At 61.7% G+C, this 19,976-nt stretch carries 18 protein-coding genes; 5 read left to right on the top strand and 13 right to left on the bottom strand.

The annotated features are described in order from the left end of the window. The 5 genes from AC07UR_RS19380 to AC07UR_RS19360 all read right to left on the bottom strand — a co-directional run. Positions 1-662: Gfo/Idh/MocA family protein (locus AC07UR_RS19380; RefSeq protein WP_494724407.1), on the bottom strand; the 662-nt coding region annotated here is incomplete at its 3' end. Between the two features lie 383 nt (positions 663-1,045). Then, positions 1,046-2,098, bottom strand: coding sequence for a sugar phosphate isomerase/epimerase family protein (locus AC07UR_RS19375; RefSeq protein WP_209789235.1), 1,053 nt, complete (start codon positions 2,096-2,098; stop codon positions 1,046-1,048). A gap of 142 nt (positions 2,099-2,240) precedes the next feature. Continuing rightward, positions 2,241-3,200, bottom strand: coding sequence for a substrate-binding domain-containing protein (locus tag AC07UR_RS19370; RefSeq protein ID WP_173421458.1), 960 nt, complete (start codon positions 3,198-3,200; stop codon positions 2,241-2,243). Positions 3,201-3,274: 74 nt separating this feature from the next. After that, positions 3,275-4,279, bottom strand: coding sequence for an ABC transporter permease (locus AC07UR_RS19365; protein ID WP_209789233.1), 1,005 nt, complete (start codon positions 4,277-4,279; stop codon positions 3,275-3,277). Between the two features lie 15 nt (positions 4,280-4,294). Next, positions 4,295-5,818 carry a sugar ABC transporter ATP-binding protein gene (locus tag AC07UR_RS19360; RefSeq protein WP_209789231.1) on the bottom strand — a complete coding sequence of 508 codons (1,524 nt, stop codon included), beginning with the start codon at positions 5,816-5,818 and terminating at the stop codon, positions 4,295-4,297. 369 nt (positions 5,819-6,187) lie between these two features. On the opposite strand from AC07UR_RS19360, the gene AC07UR_RS19355 reads away from it, so the two are divergent. Further along, the gene (locus AC07UR_RS19355) at positions 6,188-7,057 is read left to right on the top strand and encodes a DMT family transporter (protein ID WP_209789229.1); all 870 of its coding nucleotides are present in this window, start codon (positions 6,188-6,190) and stop codon (positions 7,055-7,057) included. A gap of 37 nt (positions 7,058-7,094) precedes the next feature. Here the strand turns inward: AC07UR_RS19355 and AC07UR_RS19350 are convergent, their stop codons facing one another. The 8 genes from AC07UR_RS19350 to AC07UR_RS19315 all read right to left on the bottom strand — a co-directional run bounded on the left by AC07UR_RS19350 (position 7,095) and on the right by AC07UR_RS19315 (position 15,330). Beyond that, positions 7,095-8,003 carry a LysR substrate-binding domain-containing protein gene (locus AC07UR_RS19350; RefSeq protein ID WP_209789227.1) on the bottom strand — a complete coding sequence of 303 codons (909 nt, stop codon included), beginning with the start codon at positions 8,001-8,003 and terminating at the stop codon, positions 7,095-7,097. A gap of 73 nt (positions 8,004-8,076) precedes the next feature. Next, the gene (gene argH, locus AC07UR_RS19345) at positions 8,077-9,456 is read right to left on the bottom strand and encodes an argininosuccinate lyase (RefSeq protein ID WP_494700057.1); all 1,380 of its coding nucleotides are present in this window, start codon (positions 9,454-9,456) and stop codon (positions 8,077-8,079) included. Positions 9,457-9,520: 64 nt separating this feature from the next. Beyond that, positions 9,521-10,882 (bottom strand): MmgE/PrpD family protein, encoded by a 1,362-nt coding sequence (locus tag AC07UR_RS19340; RefSeq protein WP_209789223.1) that lies wholly within the window; start codon positions 10,880-10,882, stop codon positions 9,521-9,523. Next, positions 10,875-11,768 carry a polysaccharide deacetylase family protein gene (locus tag AC07UR_RS19335; RefSeq protein WP_209789220.1) on the bottom strand — a complete coding sequence of 298 codons (894 nt, stop codon included), beginning with the start codon at positions 11,766-11,768 and terminating at the stop codon, positions 10,875-10,877. Before AC07UR_RS19335 ends, AC07UR_RS19340 begins: the two co-directional genes overlap by 8 nt. Next, a complete protein-coding gene (locus AC07UR_RS19330; protein ID WP_209789218.1) occupies positions 11,765-12,655 on the bottom strand; it encodes a polysaccharide deacetylase family protein in 891 nt (296 codons plus the stop codon). The genes AC07UR_RS19335 and AC07UR_RS19330 overlap by 4 nt, the downstream gene beginning before the upstream one ends. 167 nt (positions 12,656-12,822) lie before the next feature. After that, a complete protein-coding gene (locus AC07UR_RS19325; RefSeq protein ID WP_173421449.1) occupies positions 12,823-13,650 on the bottom strand; it encodes an ABC transporter substrate-binding protein in 828 nt (275 codons plus the stop codon). A 31-nt stretch (positions 13,651-13,681) separates the two neighbouring features. Beyond that, positions 13,682-14,443, bottom strand: coding sequence for an amino acid ABC transporter ATP-binding protein (locus AC07UR_RS19320; RefSeq protein ID WP_173421448.1), 762 nt, complete (start codon positions 14,441-14,443; stop codon positions 13,682-13,684). Beyond that, positions 14,443-15,330 (bottom strand): amino acid ABC transporter permease, encoded by an 888-nt coding sequence (locus tag AC07UR_RS19315; RefSeq protein ID WP_173421447.1) that lies wholly within the window; start codon positions 15,328-15,330, stop codon positions 14,443-14,445. Before AC07UR_RS19315 ends, AC07UR_RS19320 begins: the two co-directional genes overlap by 1 nt. Before the next feature lie 373 nt (positions 15,331-15,703). On the opposite strand from AC07UR_RS19315, the gene AC07UR_RS19310 reads away from it, so the two are divergent. From AC07UR_RS19310 to AC07UR_RS19295, 4 genes are all read left to right on the top strand, one after another. Next, complete coding sequence (locus AC07UR_RS19310) at positions 15,704-16,750, top strand: LacI family DNA-binding transcriptional regulator (RefSeq protein ID WP_209789216.1); 1,047 nt, start codon at positions 15,704-15,706, stop codon at positions 16,748-16,750. Positions 16,751-16,884: 134 nt separating this feature from the next. Further along, a complete protein-coding gene (locus tag AC07UR_RS19305) occupies positions 16,885-18,153 on the top strand; it encodes an ABC transporter substrate-binding protein (protein WP_173421445.1) in 1,269 nt (422 codons plus the stop codon). Between the two features lie 104 nt (positions 18,154-18,257). Beyond that, positions 18,258-19,154: a carbohydrate ABC transporter permease gene (locus tag AC07UR_RS19300; protein ID WP_173421444.1), complete on the top strand. Its 897-nt coding sequence runs from the start codon at positions 18,258-18,260 to the stop codon at positions 19,152-19,154. Continuing rightward, entirely contained in the window at positions 19,151-19,966 is an 816-nt protein-coding gene (locus AC07UR_RS19295; protein ID WP_173421443.1) for a carbohydrate ABC transporter permease, read from the top strand. The genes AC07UR_RS19300 and AC07UR_RS19295 overlap by 4 nt, the downstream gene beginning before the upstream one ends. Positions 19,967-19,976: the final 10 nt, after the last annotated feature.

Below are 19,976 nucleotides of genomic sequence, written 5' to 3'. Positions count from 1 at the left end.
GAGACGAAGGCGCCGAGATTATAGGCATGCGTGCCGATGTCGCCGGTCGAGCCGCCGGCGCCCGAGCGGGCCGGATCGGTGCGCCAGGCCGCCTGCTTCTGGCCCGACTGCTCGATATTCTCCGTCAGCCAGTCCTGCGGATATTCCATCTGCACCAGCCTGACGGCGCCGATGTCGCCGTTTTGAACCATCTCGCGCGCCTGGCGCACCATCGGATAGCCGGTGTAGTTGTGCGTGAGTATGAACAGCGCATCGCTGTCGTCGGCCGCCTTCTTCAGCTTCTTCGCATCCGACAGCGTCGAGGTCAGCGGCTTGTCGCAGATCACATGGATGCCGCGCTTCAAAAACTCTTTGGCCGCTTCATAGTGCACGTGGTTGGGGGTGACGATCGCCACCGCCTCGATGCCGTCCTTCAACTTGGCCTCGCGGATCGCCATCTGCTTGAAATCGGAATAGACCCGCGACGGATCAAGCCCGAGTTCGCGGCCGGAGCTTTCGGCTCTGTCCGGTGTCGACGACAGGGCGCCGGCCACCAGCTCGTAGTGATCGTCGAGCCTCGCTGCGATGCGATGCACCGCGCCGATGAAGGCGCCCGAACCGCCGCCGACCATGCCGAGCCGGATCCGCCGCTCGCGCTTCTCGCTCGTTCCCTCGATTGCCATCGTCCTGTCTCCTCGTTTCATCGTCGTGTTTTAGTGGCGTCGCACAGTCACGCTGCCCGGTCGCGGAGGCCGCCCCTCATCCGCCTGCCGGCACCTTCTCCCCGTCAGCGGGGAGAAGGGATTTGTTGCACCCGCGAGCGACATCGGCCGACCGGGCAACAGCTTCGAGCGACAAACCCCATCCCCGTGTCCCCTTGGGCGGGCCGAGTGTCGATCGCCGCAACTGTTTGCCCTCGCACAGCAGAACCGTGTGCCACGTCCCCTCTCCCCGCCTGCGGGGAGAGGGTTAGGGTGAGGGGCAGCGGCTGGAAACTGAGGTCGCAGTTGCAGCTACGGCGGGTTCAGCGCTTACCGCAAACTCACCGCGAACCCCAGGCTACGCCTCAAATCCCCAGCAGCCGCCGGTTGGCCGCCTCGTCGGTGCCACCGTCGGCAAAGTCGTCGAACGCCTTCTCGGTCACGCGGATGATATGGTGCTTGACGAAGTCTGCGCCCTCGCGCGCGCCGTCTTCGGGATGCTTCAGGCAGCATTCCCATTCCACCACCGCCCAGCCGGCAAAATCATTGGCCGCCATCTTGGAAAACACCGCGCCGAAATCGACCTGGCCGTCGCCGAGCGAGCGGAAGCGGCCGGCCCGGTTGACCCAGCCCTGGTAGCCGCCATAGACGCCCTGCCGACCCGTCGGGTTGAACTCGGCATCCTTGACGTGGAACATCCGGATGCGATCCTTGTAGATGTCGATGTTGTCGAGATAGTCGAGGCATTGCAGCACATAGTGCGAGGGGTCGTAGAGCATGTTGGCGCGGGCATGGTTGCCGGTGCGCTCCAGAAACATCTCATAGGTGATGCCGTCGTGCAGGTCCTCGCCAGGATGGATCTCGTAGCAGATATCGACGCCGCAGTCCTCGGCATGGTCGAGGATCGGCTTCCAGCGTTTCGCCAGTTCGTCGAAGGCGGTCTCGACCAGGCCCGCCGGCCGCTGCGGCCAGGGATAGACGAACGGCCAGGCGAGCGCGCCTGAAAAGCTCGCCATCGCATCAAGCCCCAGGTTCTTCGAGGCCGTCAGCGCCAGCTTCACCTGCTCGACCGCCCACTCTTGCCGGGCCTTCGGATTGCCGCGCACTTCCGGCACGGCAAAGCCGTCGAACACCTCGTCATAGGCCGGATGGGTGGCGACCAGCTGGCCCTGCAGATGGGTCGACAGCTCGGTGATCTCGACACCGTTGTCGCGGGCAATGCCCAAAAGCTCGTCGCAATAGGCCTTTGACGTCGCCGCCTTCTTGAGATCGATCAGCCGCGCATCCCATGTCGGCACCTGCACGCCCTTGTAGCCGCAATCGGCCGCCCATTTCACAATCGACGCAAACGAATTGAACGGTGCGACATCGCCCGCAAACTGCGCCAGAAACAGGCCGGGGCCCTTGATCGTTTTCATGATTTTTCCTCGTCTAGGTGGCCGTGACCGGATCGATGTCACACTGAAGAAGCGCAAGGCGCGGGTTGGCCAGGCGCGGGATCGACCTGAAGAATGCGTGCGGATGGAAGGGCGCGCCCGCCTGGCGGGCGCGCCTTGTTGATCAGAACGGAGAATCCGGGAAGTAGAACTGCTCGGCATTGTCCTTCGTGACCAGCGTGGCATCGAGGATGTATTCGCCGCTGACCGGAACCTGGTCATAGAACTTGGCGGCCGTCAGCTGCATTGCGGTTGCCACCATTGCCGGCGGATAGAGCACGTCGACCGGAACCATCTTGTCGCCGTCCATGACCTTCTTGATCATGTCCTTCGAGCCGGCACCGGCAACGATGTACTGAATGTCCGTGCGCTTGGCCTGCCCGATGGCTTCGAGAACGCCGACGGCCATGTCGTCATCCTGGCACCAGACCACGTCGATCTTCGGATACTTCGTCAGATAGTCCTGCATGACGCGGAAGGCGTCGTCGCGGTTCCAGTTGCCGTACTGGCGATCGAGAACCTTGACGTTGGAGCCGGCAATGCCCTTGTCGAATCCATCCTGGCGCTGCTGGTCGATCGGGATCGGCAGACCGCGGATGACGACGACTTCAGCGTCCGGGGTCGTCTTCTTGATGTATTCGCCGGCGACCTGACCGAGCGCCGGATTGTTGCCGGCGACATAGAGGTCGCGGATCGAGCTGTCGTTGACCGACGGCGCGCGGTCGACGAGTGCGACGAAGGCGCCGGAATCCTTGACCTGCTGGATGGCGTTGACGAGCGGATCGGGATCCGACGGCAGGATGACCAGCGCATCAAGTCCCTGAACCGCCAGGTCCTGCACGGCGTTTGCCTGGGTCGCGGCATCGGCCGATGTCTTGACGATGACGTTCAGGCCCGGATGCTCCTGCATCAGGAGCTTGGCGACGCGTTCGGCGTGGAAGACGACGCCGGCCGTCCAGCCATGGTCGGCGGCAGGGATCGAGACACCGATCGTTACCTTCTTGTCCTGCGCAAATGCGCCCGGTGCAGCGCCCGCAAATGCCGCCACGGCGGCGACGGTCAAACCGAAAATTGTCCTACGCATAGTCTCCCTCCCAAGAGTTCCACGGGGCCTCGATTGCAATGAAACCGGGCTCGCCCCAACGGCCCGGCCAATCTTCAGGCGCGGCGCATAAGCGAGCGCTGCACCAGCATGGCGATGATGATGATCGCGCCCTGGATGGCGCCGATCAGATACTCGCTGACAAAGTTCGAAAGCAGCATGATGTTGCCGACGATCTCCAGGATGAAGGCGCCACAGACAGTGCCCCAGATGCGGCCGACGCCACCCCGCAGAGCCGTGCCGCCAACGACGACCGCCGTGATCGCCTGCAGCTCCCAGAGAATGCCTGTTGTGGCCGATGTCGAGCCGAGGCGCGGCACATAGAGCAGCACGGCGACGGCGACACAGAGACCCTGGATCACATAGGCGATCGTGCGGACCTTGTTGACCGAGATGCCGGAATAGCGCGCGACGTCCTCGTTGGAACCGACTGCGACGACATGACGGCCATAGCGGGTGCGATAGAGGACGAAGGCGGCGATCGCCGCCATGACGAAGATCATGATGATCGGCACGGGAATGCCGGCGACCGAGCCGAAGTACACGGGCCGATAGATCTGCTGCAGCTCACGGTCCTGAAGCGTGATGGCGCCGCCTTGCGACAGCCAGGTCGTCAGCCCGCGATAGATGCCCATGGTGCCGAGCGTGGCGATGAAGGGTTCGATCCGGCCGACGGTGGTGATGAGCCCGTTGACAAGCCCGCAGGCCGCACCGAGCACCAGAGTGAGCATTGCCGCGCAGATCAGCATCAGCACCGGATCGGCGATGACGCCGCTGTTGATGAACAGGATCATCAGGCTGGCGACGAAGGCGACCATCGAGCCGACGGAAAGATCGAGCCCGCCGGACGAAATCACATAGGTTGCGCCCAGCGCGATGATGGCGATGAAGGCGCTGCGCGTGATGACGTTCAAGAGATTGGCGACGGAGACAAAGTTCGGATTGGCGAAATAGCCAAGGATGAGCAGCAGCGCCAGCGCGACAAAGGGCGCGATCGCGGCCATGTCCCAGTCTCGCGAGGTTCGCGGCGCCTTCTGCGTTTCGGTTGCAACATTCGTCATGATCGTGTCCCGCGCTTACGCGGCCTCCCCGGTATTGGCGCCTGTCGCAAGAACGACGATCTCATTTTCCGTCATCTTGTCTCCCGTAACTTCGCCGACGATGTGGCCCTCTCGCATGACGAGGATGCGATCGGAGATGCCGATCAGTTCCGGCATTTCCGATGAGACGACGATGATCGACCGCCCCTCCTCGGCGAGCTTGGCGATGAATTTGTAAATCTGTTCCTTGTTGCCGATGTCGATGCCGCGCGTCGGCTCGTCGATGATGACGATCTCCGGATCCAGCATCATCATCTTGGCGAGCAGCAGCTTCTGCTGATTGCCGCCCGACAGCTGCCCGGCCAGGATATCCTTGCGGCCGGTTCGGATGTCGAACTCGCGGATCGCCGTGTCGAGCGCTTCGGCTTCTTGTCTGCCGTCGATCTGCATGGTTTTGACAAACCTCGAAAGCGATGCCAGCGTCAGGTTGACCCGGAGGTCCTTGGTCAACAGCAGGCCCTTGCCCTTGCGATCCTCGCTCAGATAGACGAGCCCGGCTTTCAAACTTGCCTGAACACTCGAAAAATCGACTGATTTGCCGTGATGCCTGATCCGGCCGTGGCCCGGGCGAAGCCCGACGACGCCCTCCATCAATTCGGTGCGGCCGGCACCGACAAGGCCGGCAAAGCCGAGGATCTCGCCCTTGCGCAGCTGAAACGTCGCATTGCGGGCAAAGCCCGGCACCGAAAAGTCCTCGACCTCGAGCACGGCTTCCCGCGCCGGCCCGCCGTGCCGCTCGGGGTAGAGTTTTGCCACATCGCGTCCGACCATCAGCCGCGCCATGTCTGCCGGCTGCAATTCCGCGGCATCGTGCACGGCAACAACCCGACCGTCACGCAGCACCGTCACCCGGTCGGCGATCTCCTTCACCTCCGGCAGGCGATGGGAAATGTAGAGAACGCCCACACCCTTGGCGCGGATGTCCCTGATGACTTTCAGCAGCGCTTCGGTTTCGTGTGGTGTCAAGGACGCCGTCGGCTCGTCGAAGATCACCACCCGGTGCGGAACCAGCAGCACCCGCGCGATCTGGACCAGTTGGCGCTGGGCGATCGACAGGCGGCGGACGATCGTCTTCGGGTCGATCTCGGCACCGAGATCGCGGATCGCTTTGGCGGCGCCCTCGTTCATGGCCCGGTCATCGACCGTGAGGCCCTTGCGCAGTTCGCGACCGAGATAGATGTTCTGCGCCACCGTCAGATCGGGTGCGAGCAGGATTTCCTGATGGACGAGAACGATGCCCGCCTGCTCAGCATCGACAGGACCGGAAAAATGCACCGGCCTTCCGTCGATCGCAAGCTCGCCCCGGGTCGGCAAGTGGTTGCCGGCCAGAATCTTCATCAGCGTGGATTTGCCGGCGCCGTTTTCGCCGATGATCGCGTGGACCTCGCCTGATCGCACGGACACATCGATGTCGCGCAGCACTTCGACGATACCAAACGTCTTGGAAACGCCCTTTGCCTGCAGCACAACCGGCGCACTCTGGGATGCAGCAGCCGTCATATGGCGACCGGAATCGTCAAGCCACACCCCATAGGGACGGCAGCCACGCCCCGTGCCCCGGCACGAACGCAACGAAAAAATGTCATCAGAACTCCTCCGGAAGTACTGCTAACCCATTTTCTGAGGTACGTAAATCAGAATTTGTTTCGATCTCGGCTGATTTGAAACACCGGTGGCACAGCGGCCTCTAAGAGGAGCGTGAAAGCAGGGAGCGTCCGATCGCTTCGGACGCGGACACCAAGAAGGACGATCGATTTTCCGAGGAGCGTCCCCGCCCGCCTGGCGCACCGGACAGGCTGCAAATGGTTTGAGCCATCGCACGGATTTCATGCTATCGGGGTGCTCTATGATTGAGAGTACGTTTGCGCAATGACCCCTAAGACCCGCGGTTATCTGTTCGCTTTCCTGGCGATCTGCATCTTTGCCGGCCAGGATGCGATTACCAAGTATCTTGGTGATCGCTACCCGGCACTCTTCATAACAATGATCCGGTTCTGGGCATTCGCGCTGTTCGTGTTCTGCTTCGCAGCGTCGTCGCCGGGCGGAGTTCGGGGCGCAATCCAGACGCGCCGCCCGTGGCTGCAGATCACCCGCGGACTGCTGCTGGTTGCGGAAATCGTCATCATCGTCTTTTCCTATGTGCATGCCGGGCTTGCCATGAGCCAGTCGATCTTCCAGGCAACGCCGCTGATCATTACCGTGCTTTCGATCCCCCTTCTCGGAGAAACGGTCGGCTGGCGGCGGGGGATGGCGGTCATGGTCGGCATGATCGGCGTTCTGGTGATCATCAATCCGATCGACGTTCACTTCGACCTGTCGCTGCTCTTGCCGCTTGCGGCAGCCGTGCTGTTTGCCCTCTACAGCATCGCCACCCGCGCCGTCAGTCACGAGGATTCTGCGGTCACAAGCCTGTTTTATGCCGGCGTCGCAGGCGCAGTCGCGATCTCAATGATCGGCCCGTTGTATTGGACCGATGTCCAGCCGTCCGACTGGTTCGCCCTTGCCGCGCTGTGCGTCTGTGGCACGCTGAGCCACTATTTCCTCATCAGGGCCTATGGACTGCTACCGGCAGCGGAGGTGCAACCCGTCACCTATTTCCAGCTGGTTCTCAATGTCATCATCGCTGTCGTTCTGTTCAACGAGATTGTCACGCTGAACATGATCGCCGGTGCAGCCATCGTTGTCGGTGCCGGCCTTTTCACCATCTGGCGAGAGCACCAGTTGGCGAAGCGATCTTAAACTCTGACGAGTTGCACGCCCGACACGCGTCGGTCCTCTAGCGCTCGTCGACGGGGCCTGCTTCCGTCAGCCATTCAACGAGATCCGCAACCTTCCGTCGCGTCTCGGTGCGGGCCGGATAGAGGGCGTAGTAGCCATAGCCGCTATCGATGATGCGCGGGAACGGCGTCACCAGCTCGCCGTTTTGCAGGTCCTGCTTTGCCAGATAGAGGTCGCCCATCGTAACGCCGTAACCGCTTGCGGCAGCCGTCATCGCGAAATCCTGCGTGTCGAAGATCTGGTTGCGGGCGGCGCGGAAATCATAGGCCCCGTCCGCCTGCAGCCACAAGGTCCAGTCGCTCTGGCGCGGGTTGGAATGCAACAAGACGCAGGCCGACAGGTTTTCGAGCGACGCAGGATCGCCGAGCGTTTCGGCAACGGCTGGCGAGCACATCGGCGTCAGTTTTTCCGGAAGCAGCAGGAAAACGTCCATGCCCGGCCAATGGCCGTTGCCGTAGGTGATCAGGAGGTCGATGTCGCCGACCGTAAAGGTCGGGCGGGCAAACCACGCCGTGTCGATCGTAATGTTCAGATCTTCATGACGGCTTTGCAGTTCCGGAAGCCGCGGCAGCAGCCACCGCCGCGCGAAGGTGGGCGGCATTCGGATCGTGAGCGATCGGCTCTTCGTTCGCGTCGCCTCGAAAGAATTGCGCAGCGAGACGAGCAGTCCATTGACGATCGGCATGATCGCCGCCCCCTGCTCGGTGATCACCACCTTGCGCGTGTGGCGCTCGAACAGACTGCAGCCGAAATAGTGCTCCAGTTGCTGGATCTGGCGGCTGATCGCACTCTGGCTGAGGTTGAGTTCCGTGGCTGCGGCCGTGAAGCTGCCGGTTTCCGCAACGATCGAGAATGTCTGGAGCGTCTGCAAGGGCGGCAAGCGATTCTGCTCGAAAACCGGCTTCAAAGGGCTCCTCCGCGATGGCAACCGGGGCATTTAAACAGTCGCCATCGCGTTGGTAAAGCGCAGACTGGCACGATCAGGCAAGAAGCGCGCGGAGCTCGGCGATGGCGCTTCTCACCTGCTCAGGCGCGGTCCCGCCCGGATGGTTGCGGCTGCCAACGGAGCCCTCGACGCTCAGCACATCATAAACATCCTGACCGATGGCCGACGCAAAGGTCTGCATCTCGGCAAGCGGCATTTCGGAGAGCGTCGCCAGACCCTTCTCTCGCGCCGCGCCGACGATCGCCGCGACAGCATGATGGGCATCGCGGAAAGGCAGGCCGGCACGCACCAGATAATCGGCCAGATCCGTCGCCGTGGAATACCCTTGTTCGGCGGCGGCCAGCATGTTGGCGGCACGCACCTTGATCGTCGGCAGCATCTGAGTGGTCACCGTGACGGCACCGCGCACATTCTCCAGCGTATCGGTGAGGGGAGGCTTCGATTCCTGCTGGTCCTTGTTGAAGGCCAGCGGCTGTGACTTCATCAGTGCTGCCGATGTCGCCAGATTTCCGATTATGCGCGCCGCCTTGCCACGCACGAGTTCGGCGAGATCGGGGTTGCGCTTCTGCGGCATGATCGAGGAGCCAGTGCAGAACTGGTCGCCGACCTCGATGAAATCGAACATCGGCGTGCACCACAGAATGACTTCCTCGGAAAAGCGCGAGAGATGCCCCATGATGATGGCGCCGGTTGCACAGATGTCGACGACGTAGTCCCGATCGGATACGGCATCGAGCGAATTGCGGAAGGCGCGGGAAAAGCCGAGTTCGCCAGCGCTATAGGCCGGATCGATGGGATAGCCGGTGCCGGCAAGTGCGGCCGCCCCAAGCGGCGAGACGTTCAGCCGCTCGCGCGCCTGCCCTACGCGTTCAAGATCACGCAGGAACATCTCGGCATAGGCCATCATGTGATGGCCGAAAGTCACGGGCTGGGCGACCTGCAAATGGGTGAAGCCCGGCATGATCGTCTCCGCGTGGCGATCGGCGAGGTCGACGAAAGCCAGCACCAGCGACTTCAGCTCGGCCGCGAGCGCGTCCAGTTCGGCACGGGCGTAAAGACGGATGTCCGTTGCCACCTGGTCGTTGCGTGAACGCGCCGTGTGCAATTTCTTGCCGGCTTCGCCGACAAGGGCGGTCAGGCGGCTTTCGACGTTCATATGAACGTCCTCGAGCTCCTTCTTCCACACAAATGTGCCGGCGCGCATTTCGTCGGCGATCTGATCGAGGCCAACCTGGATCCGGTTGTTTTCCTCTGCGGTCAGGATGCCGGCCCGCGCCAGCATGCGCGCGTGGACCTTGGAGCCGGCGACATCGTAAAGCGCGATGCGCTTGTCCTGGTCGAGGCATTCGTGGAAATCGCGGAAGTCGGTGGAGACCGCTTCCTTAAAGAGCGGCGACCAGGTCGTCTCAGCCATCATAGTCATCTCATCCTCTCAGCATTCTTGCGATTTGTTGTGACGCGCCCCGGCCGATCCAGCGTCAACGCAGCCACTGCAAAAGCTCGCGTGCGTCGGTGCAGCCGTCGAGCGCGAGTACGCGATCCCGCAGGCCGTCGGCCTTCGCCTGCCCCAACACGGACCGAGCCAAGGCGTCGTATTTTCCGATCAGGCGGTCGTCGCTCAGCGGGTTCGCGGGGCTTCCAAGCGGGAAGTCGATCGTCGTCTGCACGTGTCGACCGTCGATCGTGGCGAGCGCGACTGCAGGCTCGGCCTCGTCGGGCATGGCGGGATCGATCCGGATGTCCATGCGTTGGAGCCACCGGTCAACGCTCGGGTGGCGCCAGGCGCGCTCCTCAAGTTCCGCGAGCGATACCTTCCCGTATTGAAGCCGCGCAGCGATCGCATACGGAAGGCTCATCTGCGCCTGCGCGCGCGACGTCAGCACCTTGCCGCCGCACATGCCGAACTGAAAGCCGCTCATGTCGACCGTGATCGCGGCGATGTCTTGGCTCGCGAGCTCCTGGTCGCCCAGCAGCTTGTCGACCGCGTCGATTGCCGAATGGGTGCCGCGGCAGGTGGCGTGCGGTTTGATCGAGCAACGCTCAATGCGCCAGTTTTCACCGAAGCCGTGAAGCAGCATCGCCGGATCCCCCTCGCCCCGACAAAAGGCCTGAAAGAAACTTCCCCAGGCGCTCCCATCGAAAACGTCGCCCGGTCCGACAAAGCCGCTGGCGGCGAGGCGCGCGGCGAGAAACCCGCCTTCCGCGGCGCGACCGGCATGAAGCTTCTTGGCAGGACTGCCGTCGTGGATGAAGGCCCATGTGCCGCCGGCAAAGGAACAGGCAAGGCCGAGCGCCGAGGCGATGCGCTGCGCGTCGAAGCCGAGCAAGGTTCCGACGGCTGCCGCCGCCCCGAAGGCACCGCAGGTGCCGGTCGAATGCCATCCGAGCCCGTTATGCGTCTCGTAGCCGCCGGCGGCCTCCAGCACGCGCCGGCCGACCTCGTATCCGATCAGAACGCTCTTCAGAAATTCCTTGCCATGAACAGGGCGTGTCACCTCGCCCAGGGCAGCGACGACCGCCGGCAGCACGACTGCACCGGAGTGGTCGCATCCACCGCTGTCATCGAGTTCAAGGGCGTGGGCCGAAACGCCGTTGACGAGCGCGGCAGTGCGCGCATCGGCCGAAAGCGGAGTTCCCCAAATGAGCGAAGAACCGTTCGCTGCGCTCATATCAGATGCAGCAAGCGCCATGCGCGTCTCGGCCGACGCCGAGCCGGCGACAGCGACGCCGAAGGTGTCGAGCACATGCCGCTTCGCTTTGCGGATGGTTGCTTGCGGAAAGTCGTCGAAAGCCGTGGCTGCGACCTTGAGCGCCAGCGACTGAAGGACGGTGTCAGCCATGGGATTGCTGCTCCTGCAGGTAGGCATCGTAGACGTGGAGGGGATGGGTCGGCGGCGGCGCGACACCGTTCTTTCGGTGCCAGTCCGCAATCATTGCGCCGGTGGTGATCCAGACGTCGTCGAAGCTACGGATATGGGCCAACAGGTCTTCGACGATGGAGATCCGTCCCGGCGTGCCGGTCCACTCGGGCCGCAGTTGCAGCACGTAGCAAAGGCCGAAGCGGCGATAGGCATCGAACTCCGCGATCCAGTTGTGAAGAACGCCGTCGTAAGACGGGATGCGGCTTTGCCCTTTCGGAAAGGCGGGGGTGAAATTGAACTGGAAGTAGGGACGATCCTCGAGCTCGATATGAACAGGGATCTCGACCAGGCGGGAGGGGTGCAGGTAGGGGACGTCATCGCCATTGAGCGACGTCGACCATTCGTATCCGGCCTCCAGCAACGTTTGATCGAAACCTGGCGGCCAGTTTCCTGCCGGGAGGCGGAACCCAGTGGCCGCCTTGCCCGAGAGCTGGCCGAGTGTTTCCCGCGACCGTTTCAAGAGATCCAGCGACTGCGACGCCGGCATGCTATCGTGGCGCTCGAAGGCCCAGCCATGACTTTCAAGATCGTGACCAGCGCCGGCCACCGCCTTGAGCAAACCGGGATGCTCCTCGGCCACCTGCCCCGGCGTAAACCAACTGGCGGCGATATCGAAAGATGCGAAGGTCCGGCACAGGCGCTCCACGCCGCGGGTTGCGCCATACTTCCAGACGGAAAAACTCTTGCTGCGCTGGAGAAGGTCCGGGGCAGCAGTAGCCGCATCCATCCCGTCATCAAAAAGCACCGAGATCAGCACCGTGCATCGCTTGCCCTCGGGCCACGTCGTTGTCGCCTGTTCGTTCATGCCGGCATCCTTCCGGTGTCTTGGCTGTGGCGATCGATCCACCAGCGCGCGATGTCGCCGCAACGGGCGGTCCAGACCGCATCGCCATGCGCCGTGATCGCTTTGAAAAGGCCTTCGAGTATCGAAAGGCGACCCGGCTTGGCGCAAACCTTGGGGTGGAGGATCGTCGTCCAGCACAGGCCTTCGCGGTGGTATCCCTCAAACTCCGCGCGCCAGTTCTGCTCGACTGTCCGGTAATCGGAGATCCGGTCGAGACCAACAGGGAAATCAGGCTCCTCCGTGTAGGCGAGTGCCGTATAATCATCGATGTCCCAGCGGCCGGGAATTTCGACGAGGCCCAGTTTGGCTGCCGTACCTGGATGGAAATAGGGACGGTCGTCGCCGCGCATCGAGCTCGAATACAGGACGCCGAAGGCGCGCAGCAGATCCGCGGTCTCGGCGCTCCAGTCGCCGGACGGGGTGCGAAAGCCGATCGGCGTCACGCCCAGCCGCTCCTGAAAGACGGCACGCGAGCGCTCCATGATGGCGAGCTGCTGCTCACGGCCCAGATCGATGAAGACCTCGTGGCGATGGCCATGATAGGCGACCTCATGGCCTTCGCGAACGATCCGCTCGCAGTGGGCGCCCCAATGCAACACGACCCAGGTGGGAATGAAGAAGGTGGCCTTGAGATCGTAGGCCGACAGCAGATCGAGCAATCGCGGCAAGGCTTTCCATGGGCCATAGGCGCCCTGCGTAAAATAGCGGGGATTGGCAAGCAGCGAACCGTCGAGCATGGCATCGCCCGTCGGGCCGTCGACATCGAAGGCAAGCGCGACCGCGGATTGTTTTCCTGGCGGCCACAACGGGGCCAGACGCGTGGCAGCAGAGATAGTTTCGGTCAGCATGGTCTTTGTCCGGTTTTCGCCACCCCCGGCGGGAGCGCCGGGAGCGGTTTTCGCAAGACAAAGCTCTCCCGTTCCGGCGCTGAGGCCAGTTGAAAAGGGAGGAACTTTGGAGGGTTTACCGCCCGCCTCTCTCCGAGAGATCAGGTGCGGGAGCGGGAGACGACGGCTTACTTGACGCCGTTGATCACGGCCTTGGGCACGGCATTGTGCACAAGGCCCCACTTCGTCAGCAGTTCGTTGTAGGTGCCGTCCTTGATCAAGTCGTCGAGAGCGCCGGCGATAGCGTCGCGCAGGGCCGAATTGTCTTTCTTGAAGCCCATACCGAACGTGTCGTTGCTAAGCAGCGGATCGCCGACCAGCGTGAACGTGTCCGGCTCGACGCGCATCTGGTAGGCGATGGTTTCGATGCCTTGCACAACCGCGTCATAGCGACCCTGTTTCATGCCGAGGCGGGCGGCGTTGGAATCGGCCGTGCCTTCGAACTTGATCGCCGGCTTACCCTTGCCCACGCAATTGGCCTCGCTCCAGCCGGTGACGTTTTCGCCGAAGCTGGTGCTGCGGCTGCCGGCAACCGTCTTGCCGCAAAGGTCCTCGGGCGACTTGTACTGTTCGGCGCTGGCTTTGGTCGTGAACAGGATCGGGCCGCTCGTCAGGTAGTCGACGAAGTCCATGCTTTCCTGGCGTTTGACGTTGTCGCTCATGCCGGAGATGATCACGTCGCCGCGGCCCGTCTGGAGCCCGCTCTGCAGTTCCTGGAAGGCGGAGGTGACGAACAGCGGGTTCAGCTTGAGCTTGGCCGCAATCGCCGTCGCCAGATCGACATCGAAACCGTCAAGCGTGCCCTTCTCGGGGTTGACGAATTCCATCGGCGGATAGATCGGGTTGGTCAGGATGCGTAGCTCGCCGTCATTGACCAGGTTGAGCTTGGTCTCGGCCGAAGCGACCCCGGCGGAAAGAAGCGCCAGCGCAGACACGGCCATTTTCAGAAATCTCATGTCATTCTCCTCTTGAGGTTATTTTTCGTTTTCAAAGCACCGCAGAGATGAAGCTCTTCACTCTGGGATTTGTGGGATTCTCCAGGATCTCCGCGGGCGTTCCGGTTTCGATGATCCGGCCTGCGTCCATGAACACCACCCGGTCGGCCACTTCGCGGCAGAAGCCGAGTTCGTGGGTCACGACGATCATGGTCGTGCCGGTGGCAGCCAGTTCCTTCATGACGCCGAGCACTTCGCCAACCAGTTCGGGATCGAGCGCCGACGTCGGCTCGTCGAACAGCATCGCCTTCGGCTTCATCGCGAGCGCCCGGGCAATTGCGACACGCTGCTGCTGGCCGCCTGACAGTTCGCCCGGATAGGCGTCCGCCTTGTGGGCCAGGCCGACGCGCTTCAACAGGGCACGCGCTTCCTCGGTGCATTGCTGCTTGCGGCGTTTCTGGACGCCGACCGGACCTTCTATGATGTTTTCGAGCACGGTGCGGTGCGGGAAGAGATGAAAACGCTGGAAGACCATGCCAACGGACTGGCGCTGGCGCGCGATCTCGCGGTCGGACAGCGGATAGAGGTGATTTCCGTCGCGGCGGTAGCCCGCAATCTCGCCATCGACGCTGACATAGCCACCTTCGATGCTTTCGAGCTGATTGATGCAGCGCAGGAACGTGCTCTTTCCGGAGCCGGACGGACCGATGATGCACACGACTTCGCCCTTGCGGATGCTGAAATCGATGTCCTGGAGCACATGGAAGGTGCCGAAGTATTTCTGAAGGCCATGGGCCACGATAAGCGCTTCCATCAGGCCGCCTCCTCGACAGTGGTCTGCGGCGCCGGCGTGGTTTCGTTCCGGCCGGAGGCGCCCCATCCCTTGGAGAAATAGCGCTCGATATACATCTGCGCGATGCTGAGGACCGTGACCACGGCCATGTACCACATGGCGGCAACGATCAGCAGTTCGATGACGCGTGAATTGACGTAGTAGATGTCCTCCACGCTGCGCAGCACCTCGGAATACTGGATGACGCTGGCAAGCGAGGTCAGCTTGACCATGCCGATCGTCTCGTTGCCGATCGGCGGCACGATGACACGCATGGCCTGTGGCAGCACGATCTTCAGTGTCGCACGCAGCTTGGTCATGCCGATCGACAGGGCCGCCTCTGTCTGTCCCTTGTCGATGGAGAGAATGCCGGCGCGCACGACTTCCGCCGTATAGGCGCCCTGCTGGATGCCCAGGCCGAGGAAGGCCGCGACAAAGGGGGTCATCACGTCGACGGTGCGCAGCGAAAACAGGCCGGGAATGCCGATCGTCGGGAAAATCAGTGCCAGATTGAACCACAGCAGCAATTGCAGCAGCGCCGGCGTACCGCGAAACAGCCAGATGTAGCCGACGGAAACGCTTCTCAACACCGGATTGTCGGACATGCGCATGACGGCGGCGAGCACGCCGAGCAGAATACCGAGGGCCATGGCGCAGAAAGTCATGATGATCGTGTTGACCACGCCCGCCATCACCGCCTTCGAGAACAGGTTTTCTCCGACGTAGCTCCAGGCGATATCGCCGAGCCAAAACGCCCTCGCAAGCAGGATCAGCATCGTGATGAATACGAGGGCCAGTATCTTCGTGCCGATCTTGCGTCGCGGCACGACGACAAACTGGCCTGGGTCGGCAAGTCTGGTATCGCTCATGGAGGTTCCCCGAAGCTTTGCGCTTCACTGTTGTTCTGGATTGATGGCAGCCTAGTCCTGACGGCTCGGCATGCGCAAACGAGATATCGGCATGCAATTCATGCGTTGAATGCATAAATCGCCAGCCGGCACCGCGGCTGGGCGCGTTTCCTTGGAAACCTGCCAGGAGCAAGGCAGGTCTCCGCTTCCTCGCCGATAACCGTGGACTTTGTTGAGAACAACCTATCGCTTGGATATAACTGCGCCGCTTTCGCGCTTGCGTCAGATATTCGTTGGCCCTGCGCCCCGAAGGACAGTAAAACTTTACTAAAAGCGATTTCAGAATTTGGGCGCATGTGACATAGTCGCCCGATGACAACAATGGAATGACGGCATGGTCACTATCAAGGAAATCGCCAAGAGCGTTGGCGTGTCGTCGGCCACGGTGTCGAGGGTACTCAACTACGACCCGGCTTTATCCATCTCGCCCGCGAAGCGGCAGGCGATCATCGAGACGGCCGAGGCGCTGAACTACGAGACCCCGCGCAATCGCAACAAGGCGAACGGACAGGCTGCCCCCAGCCTGTTGACCAAGCTTGTCATCGTGCACTTTCTCGAGCCTTCGGACGAGATTGCCGATCCCTATTATGTCGGCGTTCGGCTTGGTATCGAAAGCCGTTGCCGCGACCTGAGAACTGAGATCGTCAAGGTCTTCCATTCCGATGCTCTTCCTGAAGCGTCCCTGCTTGAAGGCGCATCGGGCGTGATCGTTATCGGCAAACACTCGGACAACGAGATCGCGTGGCTGAACGAGCATGCCCGCCACGTGGTTTTTGCCGATTTCGACCCCAGGAACGACCGGCTGGACAGCGTGTTTTCCGACGTTGGCCTTGCGACCCGCAAGATCCTTGATGCCCTGAAATCCAGCGGATACAAGCGCGTCGGCTTTATCGGCAGCCACGAAAATCTCAATGGCGCGGTCCAGCATTTCGCCGAGCGCCGATGTGCCGCCTATATCAACTGGCAGACGAAGAACGGCACGTTCGCGCCTGAGCTTCTGGCGCTCGCCGACTGCTCGTCGGGTCAGAGCCTTCGGCTCGATACCGGCTATCGTCTTGCGCGCGAACTGCTTGCGCTTACCGAACGGCCGGATGTGATCGTGACGTCCAATGACAACATGGCGATCGGCACCTATCGCGCGATCCAGGAGTTCGGTCTTTCGATCCCGGGCGACCTTGGCGTCATCTCCTTCAACGATATCCCGGTAGCACAGTTCCTGACGCCGTCTCTCAGCACGGTGCGCATCCACAGTGAACATATCGGCGAGACGGCCGTCGATCTGTTGCTCGAGCGACTTTCCGGCCGCAGCTACGGAAAGCAGGTGCGCATCTCCACCGAACTCGTTTGGCGCGATAGCTGTCGCAAACCCTTGGAATCCTAGGCGTCGGGGACCCGGTTTTCATTCGAGATAAATATTTACTAAATCTTCCTTGCGTGTTTCCTGAATTTCGGTAACTGTTGCGCGGACGGCGGGAGAGGAGAACCTGCCCTCAGCAAGTTTCTAGGGAGGAAACGATGTACAGCAAAACGAATCTGTCGCGCTTTGCGGCTGGCGCGCTCGCCGCAGCAAGCCTGCTTGCGTCCACCGCCGCCTTTGCCGGTGAAGTCACGGTCTGGTGTTGGGATCCGAACTTCAACGTTGCGATCATGAAGGAAGCAGCCGCGCGCTATAGCGCAAAGCATCCCGAAACGACTTTCAACATCGTCGACTTCGCCAAGGCCGATGTCGAGCAGAAGCTGCAGACAGCGCTGTCCTCGGGCACGACCGATGCACTGCCCGACATCGTGCTGATCGAGGACTATGGCGCGCAGAAGTATCTTCAGTCCTTCCCCGGCGCTTTCGCTGAGCTTTCCAGCAAGGTCGATTTCTCCGGCTTCGCGCCGTACAAGGTTCAACTGATGACGATGGATGGCGCCGTCTACGGCATGCCGTTCGATTCCGGCGTCACCGGCCTCTATTACCGCAAGGACTATCTCGAGCAGGCCGGCTTCAAGCCCGAAGATATGCAGGACCTGACCTGGGACCGCTTCATCGAGATCGGAAAACAGGTCGAAGCCAAGACCGGCAAGAAGATGCTGGGTCTCGACGTCAATGATGCCGGCTTCGTCCGCATCCTGATGCAGTCCGCCGGCGGCTGGTATTTCGACAAGGACGGCAATCTGTCGATCGAGAACAACGCCGCCCTGAAGGCAGCGCTCGAGACCGAGCAGAAGATCCTTCAGGCCAACATTCACAAGCCGGCTGCCGGCTGGACGGAATGGGTCGCGACCTTCACCTCCGGCGATGTCGCCACCGTGACGACGGGCGTGTGGATTACCGGCACCGTCAAGGCCCAGGCCGATCAGTCCGGCAAATGGGGTGTGGCCCCCATTCCGAAGCTGAACGTCGAGGGTGCATCCCATGCCTCCAATCTCGGCGGTTCCAGCTGGTACGTGACAGCAAGCTCCGCCGAGAAGGACGAAGCCATCGATTTCCTCAACGAGGTCTATGCCAAGGATGTCGATTTCTATCAGAAGATCCTGACGGAACGCGGTGCTGTCGGCTCGCTGATGGCGGCGCGCAACGGACCGGCCTATTCCGAAGCCGATGCCTTCTTCGGCGGTGAAAAGGTCTGGCAGAACTTCTCCGACTGGCTGGCGAAGGTTCCGGCGGTCAACTACGGCGTCTTCACCAACGAGGTGGACACGGCGGTCACGGCGCATCTGCCGTCGCTTGGCCAGGGCGCGCCCATCGACGACGTGCTGAAGGCTGTGGACAGCCAGGCCCAGGGCCAGATCCAGTAGTCATCCCAAGGCAGGCGGCGACCGCCTGCCTCTTTCGCTGGAGCGGCATGCGGCAATCGAGCCACTGCCGCCCGCAATGTCATCCCTTTTTCTGAGGGCGTTCCATGGCTGCCGGAAAAACAGGCGGATTGAAGCGGTATTACGACCTGAACGGCTGGCTGTTCGTCGCTCCATCATTGCTTCTCATCGCGATCTTCCTCGTCTACCCGATCCTGCGCTCGCTCTACCTGTCCTTCTTCGCGGGCAAGGGCATGATGATGAAGTTTGCCGGCTTCGGAAACGTCGTGCGGCTATGGAACGATCCGGTCTTCCTTCAGGCGCTGACCAATACCGTCACCTTCTTCATCATCCAGGTGCCGATCATGATCACCCTGGCGCTCATGCTCGCCGCGGTCCTGAACAACGACAAGCTGAAATTCATCGGCTTCTTCCGCACCGCCATTTTTCTGCCCTGCGTCGCCTCGCTCGTCGCCTATTCCGTGCTCTTCAAGAGCATGTTCTCCGTCGATGGCGTGGTGAACTCCGCACTGCTGGCGATCGGTCTGATCTCGACGCCGATCGGCTGGCTGACGGAACCCTTCTGGGCCAAGGTGCTCGTCATCCTCGCCATTACCTGGCGCTGGACCGGCTACAACATGATCTTTTACCTGGCGGCCCTGCAGAACGTCGACAAGTCGATCTACGAGGCGGCGCGGATCGATGGCGTGCCCGCCTGGGCCCGCTTCGTCTATATCACCGTGCCGATGCTGAAGCCGGTGATCCTGTTTACGACAATCATCTCGACCATCGGCACGATCCAGCTTTTTGACGAAGTCTACAATCTGACCGAGGGACGCGGCGGCCCGGCGAACGCGACGCTGACACTCTCGCTTTATATCTACAATCTCACCTTCCGCTTCATGCCGAGCTTCGGCTACGCGGCGACGATTTCCTACGTCATCGTCCTCATGGTGGCGCTTCTGTCCTTCCTCCAGTTTTACGCCGCGAGGGACCGGTCATGAACGTCTCGCGCCTTGCAACGACTGTGCTGCAATACGTCTTCCTGGGGACGGCGGCCTTCCTGTCGATCTTCCCGTTCATCTGGATGGTGATCAGCTCGACCAACAAGTCGATCGACATCATCAGCGGCCGAACGGGGATAGGCGATGCCTTCGGCATCAACGTCGCCAACTTCTTCTCACAGGTCGACGTGCCGCTGGTTTTCTGGAACTCGGTCAAGGTATCCGTGCTTGCGACGCTGCTGACGATCGTCGTGTCGTCGCTCGCCGGCTACGGTTTTGAGATGTTCAGGTCAAAGGCGCGCGATCGTATCTACGCGCTAGTGCTTCTGACGCTCATGGTGCCGTTTGCAGCGCTGATGATCCCGCTGTTCATGATGATGGCGAGAAGCGGCCTCATCAACACACATATTGCGATCATGCTGCCGACGATCGCGTCCGCCTTCATCATCTTCTATTTCCGCCAGTCGACCAAGGCCTTCCAGACGGAGCTTCGCGACGCCGCCAAGGTCGACGGCCTCAAGGAATGGCAGATCTTTCTCTACATCTACGTTCCGGTGATGCGCTCCACCTACGCGGCCGCTTTCGTCATCGTCTTCATGACCAACTGGAACAACTACCTCTGGCCTCTCATCGTCCTGCAGTCGAACGAGACGAAGACGATCACCCTCGTCGTCTCCTCGCTCGCCTCCGCCTACTACCCCGATTACGGCGTGGTCATGATCGGCACCATCCTCGCCACCCTTCCCACCCTTCTCGTCTTCTTCGTCATGCAGCGCCAGTTCGTGCAGGGCATGCTCGGTTCAGTGAAATAGGAACGTCGTC

This window comes from Ensifer sp. GW821-FHT05G01 (assembly GCF_059419585.1).
This window is presented reverse-complemented; position numbering and strand designations above follow the sequence as displayed.

Bases quoted from the DNA above. Each gene is read 5' to 3' on its own strand.
- AC07UR_RS19375 (WP_209789235.1), bottom strand. From the start codon at position 2,098: ATGAAAACGATCAAGGGCCCCGGCCTGTTTCTGGCGCAGTTTGCGGGC.
- AC07UR_RS19370 (WP_173421458.1), bottom strand. From the start codon at position 3,200: ATGCGTAGGACAATTTTCGGTTTGACCGTCGCCGCCGTGGCGGCATTT.
- AC07UR_RS19365 (WP_209789233.1), bottom strand. From the start codon at position 4,279: ATGACGAATGTTGCAACCGAAACGCAGAAGGCGCCGCGAACCTCGCGA.
- AC07UR_RS19360 (WP_209789231.1), bottom strand. From the start codon at position 5,818: ATGACGGCTGCTGCATCCCAGAGTGCGCCGGTTGTGCTGCAGGCAAAG.
- AC07UR_RS19355 (WP_209789229.1), top strand. From the start codon at position 6,188: ATGACCCCTAAGACCCGCGGTTATCTGTTCGCTTTCCTGGCGATCTGC.
- argH (WP_494700057.1), bottom strand. From the start codon at position 9,456: ATGGCTGAGACGACCTGGTCGCCGCTCTTTAAGGAAGCGGTCTCCACC.
- AC07UR_RS19340 (WP_209789223.1), bottom strand. From the start codon at position 10,882: ATGGCTGACACCGTCCTTCAGTCGCTGGCGCTCAAGGTCGCAGCCACG.
- AC07UR_RS19335 (WP_209789220.1), bottom strand. From the start codon at position 11,768: ATGAACGAACAGGCGACAACGACGTGGCCCGAGGGCAAGCGATGCACG.
- AC07UR_RS19330 (WP_209789218.1), bottom strand. From the start codon at position 12,655: ATGCTGACCGAAACTATCTCTGCTGCCACGCGTCTGGCCCCGTTGTGG.
- AC07UR_RS19325 (WP_173421449.1), bottom strand. From the start codon at position 13,650: ATGAGATTTCTGAAAATGGCCGTGTCTGCGCTGGCGCTTCTTTCCGCC.
- AC07UR_RS19320 (WP_173421448.1), bottom strand. From the start codon at position 14,443: ATGGAAGCGCTTATCGTGGCCCATGGCCTTCAGAAATACTTCGGCACC.
- AC07UR_RS19315 (WP_173421447.1), bottom strand. From the start codon at position 15,330: ATGAGCGATACCAGACTTGCCGACCCAGGCCAGTTTGTCGTCGTGCCG.
- AC07UR_RS19310 (WP_209789216.1), top strand. From the start codon at position 15,704: ATGGTCACTATCAAGGAAATCGCCAAGAGCGTTGGCGTGTCGTCGGCC.
- AC07UR_RS19305 (WP_173421445.1), top strand. From the start codon at position 16,885: ATGTACAGCAAAACGAATCTGTCGCGCTTTGCGGCTGGCGCGCTCGCC.
- AC07UR_RS19300 (WP_173421444.1), top strand. From the start codon at position 18,258: ATGGCTGCCGGAAAAACAGGCGGATTGAAGCGGTATTACGACCTGAAC.
- AC07UR_RS19295 (WP_173421443.1), top strand. From the start codon at position 19,151: ATGAACGTCTCGCGCCTTGCAACGACTGTGCTGCAATACGTCTTCCTG.